10 protein-coding genes are annotated in these 12,746 nt (G+C 66.6%); 4 read left to right on the top strand and 6 right to left on the bottom strand.

Annotation, left to right across the window (positions count from 1 at the left end; genetic code table 11):
• The 3 genes from ABD331_RS56780 to ABD331_RS56770 all read right to left on the bottom strand — a co-directional run bounded on the left by ABD331_RS56780 (window position 1) and on the right by ABD331_RS56770 (window position 2,343).
• On the bottom strand, window positions 1-441 hold the full coding sequence (locus ABD331_RS56780; protein ID WP_344495229.1) for a cupin domain-containing protein: 441 nt from the start codon (window positions 439-441) through the stop codon (window positions 1-3).
• Between the two features lie 88 nt (window positions 442-529).
• Window positions 530-1,543, bottom strand: coding sequence for a ketol-acid reductoisomerase (ilvC, locus tag ABD331_RS56775; RefSeq protein WP_344495227.1), 1,014 nt, complete (start codon window positions 1,541-1,543; stop codon window positions 530-532).
• 32 nt (window positions 1,544-1,575) lie between these two features.
• Window positions 1,576-2,343, bottom strand: coding sequence for a GNAT family N-acetyltransferase (locus tag ABD331_RS56770; protein ID WP_344495225.1), 768 nt, complete (start codon window positions 2,341-2,343; stop codon window positions 1,576-1,578).
• Window positions 2,344-2,802: 459 nt separating this feature from the next.
• Here ABD331_RS56770 and ABD331_RS56765 point away from each other — a divergent pair, with 459 nt between their 5' ends.
• The gene (locus tag ABD331_RS56765) at window positions 2,803-4,398 is read left to right on the top strand and encodes an FAD-dependent oxidoreductase (protein ID WP_344495223.1); all 1,596 of its coding nucleotides are present in this window, start codon (window positions 2,803-2,805) and stop codon (window positions 4,396-4,398) included.
• Window positions 4,399-4,596: 198 nt separating this feature from the next.
• On the opposite strand, the gene ABD331_RS56760 is transcribed toward ABD331_RS56765, so the two are convergent.
• Entirely contained in the window at window positions 4,597-4,866 is a 270-nt protein-coding gene (locus ABD331_RS56760; protein ID WP_344495221.1) for a hypothetical protein, read from the bottom strand.
• 392 nt (window positions 4,867-5,258) lie between these two features.
• Window positions 5,259-6,476, bottom strand: coding sequence for a DUF4238 domain-containing protein (locus tag ABD331_RS56755; protein ID WP_344495219.1), 1,218 nt, complete (start codon window positions 6,474-6,476; stop codon window positions 5,259-5,261).
• A 463-nt stretch (window positions 6,477-6,939) separates the two neighbouring features.
• Between ABD331_RS56755 and ABD331_RS56750 the strand changes: the two genes are divergently transcribed.
• The 3 genes from ABD331_RS56750 to ABD331_RS56740 all read left to right on the top strand — a co-directional run bounded on the left by ABD331_RS56750 (window position 6,940) and on the right by ABD331_RS56740 (window position 12,040).
• Window positions 6,940-9,285, top strand: coding sequence for a hypothetical protein (locus ABD331_RS56750; protein WP_344495217.1), 2,346 nt, complete (start codon window positions 6,940-6,942; stop codon window positions 9,283-9,285).
• Window positions 9,286-9,935: 650 nt separating this feature from the next.
• Window positions 9,936-10,190 carry a hypothetical protein gene (locus ABD331_RS56745; RefSeq protein WP_344495215.1) on the top strand — a complete coding sequence of 85 codons (255 nt, stop codon included), beginning with the start codon at window positions 9,936-9,938 and terminating at the stop codon, window positions 10,188-10,190.
• The gene (locus ABD331_RS56740; protein ID WP_344495213.1) at window positions 10,187-12,040 is read left to right on the top strand and encodes a WD40 repeat domain-containing serine/threonine protein kinase; all 1,854 of its coding nucleotides are present in this window, start codon (window positions 10,187-10,189) and stop codon (window positions 12,038-12,040) included. Before ABD331_RS56745 ends, ABD331_RS56740 begins: the two co-directional genes overlap by 4 nt.
• Before the next feature lie 178 nt (window positions 12,041-12,218).
• Here the strand turns inward: ABD331_RS56740 and ABD331_RS56735 are convergent, their stop codons facing one another.
• Window positions 12,219-12,602 (bottom strand): tyrosine-type recombinase/integrase, encoded by a 384-nt coding sequence (locus ABD331_RS56735; protein WP_344495211.1) that lies wholly within the window; start codon window positions 12,600-12,602, stop codon window positions 12,219-12,221.
• Window positions 12,603-12,746 lie beyond the last annotated feature (144 nt).

Raw genomic sequence — 12,746 nt, 5'->3', positions numbered from 1 at the left:
TCACTGGAAATCGCATCCAGGGTTGGGCGCGTCGACCGATAGCGGGGAGCCGGTCGGCAGGACGTAGAGGACCTCCAGCACCACCGGAGTGGAGCCGCGGTTGATGCCGATGTGCACGTGGTCGGCGCCGCTCGGCTCCTGGATGAGGCTGCCGCGCGGATAGACCCCGTCGGACTCGCACGTCGAGTCGAAGTGGCTCAGCGTGCCCTTCTTGATCCGGCCGTAGAGGGTGCCGTCATGGTAGTGCCACCCGGTGGCCTGACCTGCCGGGATCGTGATCTCGCGCAGGATGTAGTCGGTGTCGCCGACCGTCTTCTGAGCGATGATCGTGCCGACCACGCCGGGTCCTGACGGCGTCGCCTGCGCGGGCGTGCTCAGAACCAGCATCGCGCCGGCCGCCACCGTGGCCACGGCACCGATCGCCTTCCGTTCGGTGAACAAGGGGGATTCCTTTCGTTGTTTCGATCAACATGACGGCCCGGGAGAACACGTAGAAACTGGCCGGGCCGACGCTTCACATCGCCTGAGATCAGGCGGTTTCGGTGATCGGGCGGTCGACCCACGGCATCAGGTCGCGCAGCTTCTTCCCGGTCACCTCGATCGCGTGGGCGGCGCCCTCCTCGCGGTGCTTGGCGAGCATCGGCCCGCCGGCGTCGTCGTCCGCGATGAGCTTCTCGGTGAAGGCGCCCGAGCGGATCTCCGAGAGGATGTTCCTCATCTCCTCCTTGACCCGGCCGTCGATCACCCGCGGGCCGCTGACGTAGTCACCGAACTCGGCGGTGTCCGAGATGCTGTAGCGCAGCCGGGAGATGCCGCCCTCGTACATCAGGTTCACGATCAGGTTGAGCTCGTGCAGGCACTCGATGTACGCGATCTCCGGGGTGTACCCGGCCTCGGTGAGCACCTCGAATCCCGTCCGCACCAGCGCGGACAAGCCGCCGGCCAGCACCGCCTGCTCGCCGAAGAGATCGGTCTCGGTCTCCTCGGTGAACGTCGTCTCGATAACGCCGGCCCGCGTGCCGCCGATCGCCTTCGCGTACGACAGCGCGAGCGCCAGGCCCTCGCCGGCCGGGTCCTGCTCCACGGCCACCAGACACGGCACACCCTCACCGTCCACGTATCGGCGGCGGACCAGGTGACCCGGACCCTTCGGCGCCACCATCGCCACCGTCACGCTTGACGGCGGCTTGATCAGCTCGAACCGGATGTTCAGCCCGTGCCCGAAGAACAGCGCCTTGCCGGCGGTCAGGTTCGGGGCGATCGACTCGGTGTAGATCCTGCGCTGCGCGGTGTCCGGCGCCAGCACCATGATCACGTCGGCCCAGGCCGACGCCTCGGCCGGCGTCCACACCTGCAGGCCCCGCCCCTCGGCCTTGACCCGGCTCTTCGAGTCCTCCTTCAGGCCAACCACCACGTCGACGCTCGAGTCGCGCAGCGACAGCGAGTGCGCATGGCCCTGGCTGCCGTACCCGATGACCGCGACCTTGAGTCCCTGAATGATGGACAGGTCGGCGTCGTCGTCGTAGAAGACCTCCGCGGACATGGGTTCCCCCGGTTCCTGCTCAGTTGAGGTTCCTAGTCGCCGAAGGCGAAGAGGCGATAATGGGAAACGGTCTCGAAGCCGATCCGTCGGTAAACCGGCTCGCCCTCACTGCTCGACTGCAAGGTGGCGATGCGTCTTCCGGAGTTCCGGGCGATACGCAGCGCGTCGAGGGTCAGGGCGGTGGCGATGCCACGGCGGCGGTGATCGGGGTGGGCGGCGATGCAGTAGAGCGCGGCGACGTCGGTGCCGAGCGACAGTGTGCAGGTGCCCACCATGTGGTCGTCGATGATCGCGGCCCGGCGGACCACATCGAGGTATCCGGATCCGATCTCACGCTCCGTGACCAGGTCGAGGTCGGTCGTGATGTCCAGCGGCCCGGCATACGTGGCGACGTACTCGGCCGTCTCCGCCGCGTCGGTGACCGTGCGGAGTCTCAGGTCGCCCGGCGCCTCGAACGTTACGGTGCGATCGAGGTCCAGCGCCATGATCGGCAGAGTCGCGATCTCCTCAGCGCCACGCGCCATGAGCCCCTCCGCGGTGCCCTCGTCGCTGTCCGCGCCGACCCACCAGGCCCACACCGAGCCGTCAAGCCGCTGCCTCGCCACCGCCACCGCATCGTCGAGCGGCATATCGCGGACCCGTAGAACCCCGTTCATCAGAGGATGCGCGACACCTGTGCGGTAGATCGGCAGGTCGGTACCGGGATCGTCGGCACCCCCGGCACCTGCCAGGCCGGTCCAGTACCAGCGATTGGCCGCGAGCTGTGGCTGCAGGTCGCGGATGGAAAGTGGCTTCAGCATGGCTGCGACGATAAGAGGACGCTGTTGACGCTTACTTCTTTTCGCCTGGATTGTGCGATTCACAGACTTCGCCGGAGCGCCCGGGTTTTGGCATCCCGGAACCGACCTGCGTAGCCTGCGTACGAGCGAACGTTTCGAACGGGCAGCTTCCCGCTCGAGCAGCTGGCGCCTACCTCCACCGGCGCGGGAACAGCAACCTGTACACCGTCGGCCGCAGCACGCTCGACCCCATCGCCTTCCACGAGCTTGTCGCTACGGCCAAAACCAAAACCTGGCCCGGGCAGACCGGCACCGTGACGTATTCAACTCTGTCGTGATCATCTGGTAGCCCATCGCGGAAAAAGACGTAGCGCCGTTCATCACCTGCGTGATCGCACTGGACAGTTTGTGGATGCGCCTTCAGAGGGTAGATGCTCGTCAATAAACAATGCGTCCACTCCTGATACCTAGCCTTCCGGCATGGACCAGGACGTTCTCACCGATGAGCAATTTCAGCGCCTCGCGCAGTACGGCGTTGAGGAGTGGGCGGAGCACGGTAGCCGTCTCTACTCCTCCGGCGACTCCTCCTACGACCTGATCCTGTTGCGCAGCGCTGCGGTGGAGGTCGTCCGTGACACCACGACGATCGACCCGGAGCACCTGATCTACCGGCGTGGCCCGGGCGACTTCCTCGGCGAGCTGAGCCTGCTGACCGGCCAGCAGGTCTTCGCGACCGCACGGGTGGTGCGTGCCGGGCGGGTCGTGCGGATCGGCACCGACACGCTGCGGCGCGTACTGTCCGAACAGGTCGACATCGCAGACGTGCTGATCGAGGCATTCCGGGCACGGCGCGAGATCCTGCGGTCGGCGGCCGGCAGCGCGCTGGAGATCGTGGGCCGGCCTGACATCGCCGAGACGCTGGAACTGCGGACCTACGCCACCCAGATGCTGCTGCCGCACTCGTGGCTGGACGCCACGACGGTGGCGGGCCGCGCGCTGATGAGGACGGTGCGGGTCGGCGACGACGACCTGCCGGCCGCCCTGGTGAACGGGTCGGTGCTGCGCAACGCGACGCCGGGCGCCGTCGCGGAGGCGGTCGGGCTGACCTACCGCGGTGGTGGGCGTACCCCTGATCTGGTCGTGGTCGGTGCCGGCCCGGCCGGCCTGGCCGCCGCGGTCTACGGAGCCTCGGAGGGCCTGGCGACCGTGCTGATCGACGGCACCGGGGTGGGTGGGCAGGCTGCCAAAAGCGCCCGCATCGAGAACTACCTCGGCTTCCCCAAGGGTGTCAGTGGTGAGGACCTGACGCGCCTGGCCATGATCCAGGCGCTCAAGTTCGGCGTGCAGATCTACACGCCGTGCGAGGTGGCCGGGCTGGACGTCAGTGATCAGAACCAGCCGGTCGTGGTGCTGCGTGACGGGTCCCGCATCGCGTCGCGCGCCGTGATCGCGGCGACCGGTGCGCACTACCGCCGCCTTGACCTCCCCCGCTGGGCCGAATTCGAGAAGGCGGGATGCATCAGGTACGCGGCGACGGAGCTCGACGTCCGGGGATACGAGTCGCTGCCCGTCACCGTGGTCGGCGGCGCGAACTCCGCCGGGCAGGCGGCGATGTCGCTGGCCACGCGCGGCGCCACCGTGACCCTGGTCGTGCGGTCTCCCGATCTCGGCGCGCGGATGTCGGCCTACCTCGTCCAGAGAATCCACGCTCACCCGCGGATCACGGTGCGCTGTTCCAGCCGTATCGGCGCGCTCGACGGGGACACGTCGCTGGCCGCCGTCGACGTACACGGTCCCGACTCGGCCCGCGAGGAGGTGCAGTGCCGGGGACTGTTCTGCTTCATCGGGGCCTCGCCGGAATCCGGCTGGATGACCGGTATCGACAAGGACCCGAAGGGCTTCGTGCTGACCGAGACGCGGGAGGCGCCGCTGCCGTTCCAGACCAGCGCCCACCGCGTGTTCGCCGTCGGCGATCTGCGGGCCGGCTCGATCAAGCGGGTGGCCACGGCCGTCGGGGAGGGAGCCAGCGCCGTCTCCTCGGTGCACGCCGTCCTGGCCGCAACCGTCACTGCCTGACGTGCGCGCTGATCGCGGACACGGAACGGCCGTCCCACGGCGGAGGCCGAACGGCTCATCACCACGATGCTGTTCAACCCTGCGCCTGCCCGCAATTCCATCCACGCAGCTCAAGCGGCGTGTGAGTACTCATGGAGGACGCCGTCGAGTCGGTCTCGTCGGCGGACATTCAAGCCGATGATTCACCCGGGTCGGTGATCAGATCCGGGACGGGACACAGTGGAGCCGCTTGGTAGAGGGCTTGATAGGCGCGGTGTCCGTTGTAGCAACGTTCATACTCCCGCAGGGCGTGCCGAAGATTGCGTTCGTTCCATACGAGGCAGCGGTCGAGAACTCGCGGCGGCACGACTGCACCCTTCGCTCCATGATGGAGATCACCCGCGGCATCCGAATGCCGGCGAGCACCTTCGTGACGCCCGCCTCGGCGAGAACCTCGTCCACGATGGCGGGAGATTCTGCGATCGACATGACCTCCCGGATTCACCGCCGAAGACTGTCACAGGACTGATCAACGAGTTCCACAGAGCCGCCTTACCACCCGGCAAACGCCCAGCTCAGCAGCAGTGTCCGCGTTTGGCACTGCACACGCGACGCCCCCTGGGCGAGCGTGATCGCGCACGCGTGGCTGCACATGTTCGGCGTGCCCAAGGGCCTGCGGGTTGTCCGGCTGGAGCGGCCCGCGTACGAGCCGCGGGGTGGGGTTCGTGCTGACCGGTACCGGCCCGGAGCCGATGATGGCCAGGCCGTGCTGGAAATCGCCCGGGAGTAGATCTCCGTGAGGTGCTGGACCGGATCACCGGTGAGCACCGGACGTAACCGATAGGTCGCGGCCCCTGGGCCGATCTCGATCCCGACAGGCGTTACGTGCCTCGTTTCTTCCGAGAACGCGCCGGTCGCGGCTTGGGCTCGGCTCGGACCACCACCTTGTCTCCAGGGCCCAGATCTTCGAGACGTGGGAACCGCTGAGCCCGCCACCCTCTCCACCATCGGGCGACAGGCCACGCCGGTGCGATTGTCTCGTCTCGCCATCGAGTCGGCTTGAACGAGCGGTACAGTTCACTTTCGGCGCCCTCAATCTGAGGCAAGGGCCCCTCGCGCATAAACGCCGCCTCCGGCACAGGGGGAACTCGCATACTTTGTGCAATATGACGAGAAGGCTTCTCGAAAGCCCACCGCGATGCGCTGGCGATGATCTCCCGATTAACTTCAGCCGTCTCCACACGGTCAAGGAACGGCGGCCCCAGCGGGCGCATCTCTGGATGGAAGAGAACCAGCAGATGAGCAGGGTTGAGAGGATACATGATGACGCCTGCCGACTCCACGCCGGCACGTTCGCTACGAGGGGCACCTGGTCCGCCAACAGTTATGGCCGGCTCGTCACAAGTGACAAGAATGGGCGGAGTGTCATAGACAACCCAATTGCGTTGGAGCAGGTATTCGCCGAGAACCGCTGCCATCTCGCCAGAACTCGCTATCAATGCTGCGTTCGTCTTCTCGACCCGGAGTCGGCCGTCGCGCAGATCGTCGAGGTATTCGCGATGCACTCCCACGATCTCAGAAGTTGGCTCGACTCCGTGCTTGCGTAGTTGTGCTTTGATGTCCTCGTCGGTGAACTTGGCGTACTGCAATCGATAGAAGTCGTTGAGTAGCTCCTGTTGTTCCGCACGAAATGCTGTGCCGCGAGTAATGCTGAAAGCCAGGTGCCAAGCGAACAAAGCGACGTGGTCGGGATCGAGTGACTTCACGTCATGATGTTTTATGAGCTCATCGATGGCGAACTTAGCATTTCCCTCAAGCTGGCCCAGCATTGTTTCGAACAACAGTGGCGGGACCTGGGCGCTATCGATGGCAGGGTGCTCGATGCGATAGAAATCGGTCTCCCGGGCGGCGCCTGCGGGGGAGCTGAGGTAACTGCGATGCTCATCCACCACGGTGACACGGATCTTGGCTTCCTCGGCCCATCGGTGTAGATAAGACGCCGGAACGAGATGGTGTTTTCTTTGCGGGTTCTTCTCCGCGTTCCGGGCCTGTTCTAGAAGGCGCCGGAATTCAAGGGGTTGTTTGTTTCGTTTGACCACAGGTGCCAGCGTATCGAGGCGGACTGACAGAGTGGCGCCATCTACGGAGCAGGTGGATTCCGCCAGGATGGCACATGCTCCGCAGCAGACGAGCCGCAGGCTGCATCGGTTGCCGGACCTTGCCGTCACGGGAGTGGAGTGTGCGCCAGGGCGGTGACACACAGCCATCGGAGAGGGCTCGGTCGTTGCCTGAAGCTGGCTTGCGGTATCGGCAAGGGTCCTGTCATATGTGGGACGCGTCTCTCCCGGCCGCTACGGCGGATCCCGAAGCCTCTCGGAGACCGGAAGTAAGCGTGTTCGCGAAGGGAAGGGTTGTTCGTCAGCCCAGCAACCGACCATGACGACCTTGACCGTCGAGGGAGACAGTTTCCTCGGCCGGGCGGTCTTGGTTAGTTCTTGGAATGATGATGTTGTGGGGTACGAACAGCGCCATCCAGCGTAGTCTGCGATCAGGAGGCGCATCGTGACAGATTTGGTTCTTCCAGCCGGCCTTCCGTTAGGCCCTTTTGAAGGGTCGCACATCCAGGTGTTTGCGGCCAAGGGAAAGAATTCGCGGCTGCACGCGTCGGAAACTTGTTCGCAGCTCCGTTCGTCCGACGTGCGGACGCTGGCCATCGGGCTGGAGCGGGCGACAGTCGAGCGGATGTGCCGGCAGTGCGCCATGTGGGGAGCGTGGGCGAGGCCGGGTAGCGCTTTGGGTATTTTCCTCGACCAGGTGGGTGGCCTCGGCCTTGCCTACCAGCTTTCGCACTACGCGTCTCCCGACGAGGACGATTTTCCAGCGGAAGAGGTGGTGGCCGCGGCGCGTCTCCTGCGGGCAGAGCAAGAAGACGACGAGGATAAGGACGAGGACGAAGACCGCTGGCAGGAGCGTTACGAGGCCCGGCAGATGCGGGACTCTCACCTGCCTGATCGGTTGTGGAGCGCGGCTAAGAGCCTTCATCAGGCATGGATGGTGATCGAGCGTTACCCATGGCTGGAGCCGTGGGCTCACGACGCTCTCGCTGACAAGGTCGCATACGTGGAAGGTCTTCGACGTGATCTGGCGCAGCTGATTGACCAAGAGGCGTTGTTGGAGGCATCCGCGGTATATGCGTTGCCTTCCTCCTCACTGTCAGCGGGTGACCCGGTGTACCGGGTGCTGGGAGACGAGCGAACCGCACGGCAAATCCTGGATGACATGCAGCGGGACTGGCGGAAAGCCGTCATCAGCGGTTGGGCGGGCTTTTCGGCATCTCGGTACTCCAGCCACGAGCGCGTTCGTCACGCACTGGGCCGGAAACGTAAGGGCGTCACCGAGGTGTACGCCGCGATCGATGTACTGGTGACCGGGTGGATCGATGAGGCCCGGCAGCAGATGGCGGCCTCTGCACCCGACCAAAGGCTCATCGTGCTGGCGATTCCCGCAGAGGACAGCGACCCGCATCGGCGGTCTCGGTATGGCGGGTGGGAAAGCCTGCTGTGGCCCTGGCAGTTGGGAGTGCTCTGCTGCCACGCCGTCGCCGTGGATTGGGCACGACGCCGTGCACTCGTACGGGTGCCAGATCTCGTTGCGCAGCGCCTGCTGGCGGAGGAAACCGACTTTGCGGTCGCCGAGTTGGAGGATCTCGGTCGTGGCTACGGTGATGTGCTCGCTGAGTGGATCGACGAGCACATGCCCAGGAGTGATGGCGTGCTGCTACCCGGGGTTCTTGACGATGGGCCGGTCGCGGAACGGCGTCCGCTCACGACGGCCGACATCGTGGCGTTACGCAGTGAACGCGACGATGAGGGTATCTACGTTGTGTTCTCGCCAAGCGGCGGGTTCGAGGCGGTGCCGCTGCAGGTGCTTGCCGAGCGATGCGCGAGTGGCTGGCGAGGCGCTCTGGTGGCAGGGGCGGATGACCTGCCGGCGGCGCTGATGACGCCATGGGTCGAGCAGGTGGCCGGCGCCGACACCGAAAGCTCTCCAGCAAGCTGGGCACGACCGGAACCTGGGGATGAAGATTTCGGGTTCAGGTTGTCCGCCCTGGCAGGGGAGAAGGCGTTGGAGGGGCCCTATGCCTTCGGATTTCAGTCCGCCGCCGACAGCCCGAGAGAAGCGTCGCGGTGCTTGGGCCTCCTGGCCATCGCCCGGGGCGTGCATGATCTGCGCACGTTGGCGCAGCGGTACGACCGTCAGGCGCTCCCGCCTGTGGTTTGGGAGGCATTGCTGGCTTTTGATCGTCTGGACCTGACTCCATTCCGGGCGACAGAGAGTAGACGGACAAGGACGCCTGGGCTGGGACTTCCGCTCGGTGTGCTGGCGTACGTACAGATCTATACGTCGAACAGCGACCCGGACTACGGCAAGGGACACGCTGCCTCCTGCCGTCATGTCCGCGACGGGAGCGTCGCGCTGCATCCGGAGGATGACCTGATCACGGCGGCAGATTTGATGGGGGGCCAATTCGACTGGTGCAGCAAGTGTGGTGGGTACGCGGTCCGCCGTCTGACGGATGTCCAGCTCGCTCACTATCGCGTGGCTCATCGACTGCAGCATATCAACGATGAGATCAGCTCCGGGATGGCCCATGGGCGAGCAGAGGCCGACGAAGTCACACGTCTTCTCGCGGAGTTCGGCGAAGAGCTCACGCGGTTGGCCGGTTGGGACCCCGATCCCACACAGCGGCTGTACCACGAGCAAGACCGTTGGCGCCAAGCCGTCCGCGGCGTGGAAGAAAACTTGCAGCGCCTCGTCAGACAGCGAGAGGCAGACTGCGCAGACGATGGCAGAGGACGGGTCCTCCCCATCAAATCGGGACGAAGAATCTCCGAGCGGAAGGAGTAGGAGCTACTGGTTGTAGGTGGTGTGGGTTTGAGGCATCCCTGGAGGATGCCGACCAGGCGGTTGCCGATCTGGCGCAGGGCGGCATTGTGGCTGATGTCGTGGGCTTTGAGCCGGTCGTAGTGGGCACGGATGGCCGGGTCGTGCAGGATCGCGGCGCCGGATTGCAGGGTGATCGGCGAGGTCCCGGCGTAGTTCTTGCGTGCCTGGCGCTGGTACAGCGGCCTTTCACGCCTCCGAACTCTGTGAGTACCCGGGTGCCGATGCCGGGCTGGCTGAGTACGATCTCAGCGGCCAGGTGCCGCCCAGATTGAGGCCTCGACCTGCGGCGGGCTTGTCGCGGTAGCCCATGAGCGCCGTGGTGATCTGGTGACGCTCAGCCTTGCCGCCGCCTGGGCGGAGGCCTTGGCCGGCAGGTTGAGCACGGGGTGCTCTCTGGGCGCTGGCTTCCCCGACAGCCGTCTCAACGCTCCGGCCGCAGGATGCGAGAAACGCCGCCACATCCGCCGGCTCCAAGCCCTCGGCTACAGCGTCACCGTCGAACCCGCCACCTGACCCGCATCATCACGAAAGGCCCGATCCTGCTGGCGTTCACTGCCGCCTGCCCACTGACCACCCGATTTCGGATCGGCTCTGAGCGATACGATCCGCGAGTGGGAGAATTCATCGGCTACGCGAGATGCTCAACCATCCTGCGAGATCTCACAGCCCCACGCGAGATCCTCCCTGCTCGCGGTGTCCCTGACGACCGGATCCACCTCGACAAGGGGTACACCACCGGGAAGTACACCATCCCCGAGCTGGTGAACGTGTTCCTCGTCGGCCGCGCCGCCGTCCGCCGTGGTCTGGACCGAGCCCCCAGTCGGCTCGACGAAAAGCTCGAACATGTGGAAGCGAGGGTGGCGTGACAGTGCCAGACCAGCTCCTTGGGGGCCGTTACCGGTTGGTGCGGCAGCTTGGCGAGGGCGGCATGGGGCAAGTGTGGGAGGCACGGGACGAGACACTGGAGCGGCCCGTCGCGGTGAAGGTGATCTCCCTGCTCGCCGGCGGCGGAAGCCGCGGCGACGAGGCGCGCGCCAGGTTCCTGCGCGAGGCACGGATCACCGCCCGGCTGCAGCACCCCAACATCGTGACCGTCCACGACCTGGGGGAGACAGGCACCGGGGACAGCCGGGTCCCGTTCCTGGTGATGGAGCTGGTCCGAGGTGAGGGCCTGGACGCGATGCTGCGAAGAGGGGCCGTCACCCCGCCGGACGCGGCCCGATGGGGGGCGCAGATATGTGATGCACTCGCTGACGCGCACGACACTGGAATCCTGCACCGGGACATCAAGCCCTCCAACCTCATGATCACACCTTCCGGCATCGTCAAGGTCCTCGACTTCGGCGTCGCACGGGCAGCCGACCCTTACGCGACCGCCGACCGGCTCACCCGGACCGGCTCCATCATGGGCACGCCCCCGTACATGGCCCCTGAGCAAGCACGCGGCTTCCCGGAAGCGCGCAGCGACCTGTACGCGCTCGGCTGCCTGCTCTTCGAGCTGATCACAGGCCGGTTACCCTTCCATGCCCCCGACACCGTGGGCTACCTGTCGGCACACCTCACCCAGGAACCGCCCGCACCCAGCTCGATATCCGCGGGCATCCCAGCCGCCTGGGACGACCTCGTGCTCACCCTGCTGCGCAAGGACCCCGACCGGCGGTGCTGGAACGCCGCCGGCCTCGCCCAGGCGCTACGCCGACTCGACCACGCACCCGCCCCCGCGCAGCACGCGTCCACCCTGCTCCTTACCAACCCGGACATCCCTGTAGGGCCCGAGCCGGGGGAGTACCTCCTCGCCACCAGCGCCGGCGGGAACGGAACGCTGCGGTTGTGGGACATCGCCACCGGCCGCCCCGTCAGCCAGCCCCTGACCGGCCACACCGGCACCGTGTTCCGTATGGCGTTCTCTCCCGACGGCCGCCTTCTCGCCTCCGGCAGCATGGACGCAACGGTGCGGTTGTGGGACACCGCCACCGGCGAGCCCGCTGGCGAACCTCTGACCGGCCACACCAACATCGTGGAAGACGTGGCGTTCTCTCCCGACGGTCGCCTTCTCGCCTCCGCCAGTGTGGACACAACGGTGCAGCTTTGGGACCCCGTTACAGGCCGGCCCGTCGGCGAACCTCTGACCGGCCACACCAACACCGTGGTGGGGGTGGCGTTCTCTCCTGACGGCCGCCTTCTCGCCTCCGGCGGTATGGACGCAACGGTGCGGTTGTGGGATTCGGCCACTGGCCGGCCCGTCGGCGAACCGCTGACGGGTCATGGCGGCCACGTGCTGAGGCTGGCGTTCTCTCCCGACGGCCGCCTCCTCGCCACCAGCAGCAGGGACTGGACGGCGCGGTTGTGGGACACCGCCACCGGCCGGCCCGTCGGCAAACCCCTGAGCGGCCACACCAACACCGTCTGGGATGTGGCCTTTTCCCCCGATGGCTCTCTGCTGGCCACCAATAGCGAGGACGGCACGGTATTGCTGTGGGACATCGCCGCCGGGCGGCTCGTCGGCCAACCTCTGAACGCCCCCGCCAACGGCGACGTCAGCGCGATACGCTCCCTCGACGGGCCCCTGCTGGCCTTCAGCATCGGAGAGGACGGCACGGTGCGCTTGTGGGACCCCGCCACAGGCCTGCCCTTCGGCCAGCCCCTGACCACCCGCGCCAGCCGGCCGTTGGGCGTGGCGCTCTCCCCGCGCATCAGAGACCGTACGTGGTCCTAGTGGCCGCTTTTGCCGAGCACGTGCCGAGCACAGCGGCCGGAATCTGTACGGAGTGCCGCCGATTTCTAATCCGACGGTCGCAGGTTCGAATCCTGCAGGGCGCGCCACTCCACCAGCGGAAACCCCAGCCGCGCCGGCGCCCTGGCGCGGCATGGGGCAAATGTGAGGCAAAGCTGAGTCAGTCGCCCAGTGGCCGCCCCAGCGCGGACGCGGCGGCGAGCACCAGCCGGGCCGTCTCCCGGGCAGCGTGGTGGGCCACCTCCGGCAGCACCGAGATGTAGGTGTCGGCGGTCAGCACGATGCTGGCGTGCCCCAGCATGGCCTGGACGACCTTCAGGTCGGTGCGCGCGGCCAGCGCCAGCGTGGCGGCGCCATGCCGCAGGTCGTGCAGCCGGACCGGCGGCTGTCCGGAGGCGGCCACCAGCCGGCGAAACCGGCCGGTGAGGTAGTCCGGCCGCAGCGGCGCCCCCGTCGCGGTGGTGAACACGTACCCCGAGTCCCGCCAGCGGCTGCCCGCTGCCGCGCTCAGTTCCTGTTGCCGCTCGCGGTGCCGGGGCAGCACCCGTACGGTCTGCGTGTCTAGGTAGCTGGTGTTAAGAGGTCGATCCTGGCCGGTTGCGTCTCGATCGCGGTCTGCTGAGCCGGGCCTGTGATCGAGCTTGGGTGGCCCAACCATTTGCGGGGTTCGGGCCGGCCCTGCGCTGCC

Source organism: Nonomuraea monospora (assembly GCF_039531895.1).
Lineage (GTDB): Bacteria > Actinomycetota > Actinomycetes > Streptosporangiales > Streptosporangiaceae > Nonomuraea > Nonomuraea monospora.
The sequence above is the reverse complement of the archived record's forward strand: the minus strand, read 5'-3'. Positions and strand labels throughout refer to the sequence as shown.

Coding starts and splice junctions, on each gene's coding strand:
- ilvC (WP_344495227.1), bottom strand. CDS start 1,543: ATGTCCGCGGAGGTCTTCTACGACGACGACGCCGACCTGTCCATCATT.
- ABD331_RS56770 (WP_344495225.1), bottom strand. CDS start 2,343: ATGCTGAAGCCACTTTCCATCCGCGACCTGCAGCCACAGCTCGCGGCC.
- ABD331_RS56765 (WP_344495223.1), top strand. CDS start 2,803: ATGGACCAGGACGTTCTCACCGATGAGCAATTTCAGCGCCTCGCGCAG.
- ABD331_RS56760 (WP_344495221.1), bottom strand. CDS start 4,866: ATGTCGATCGCAGAATCTCCCGCCATCGTGGACGAGGTTCTCGCCGAG.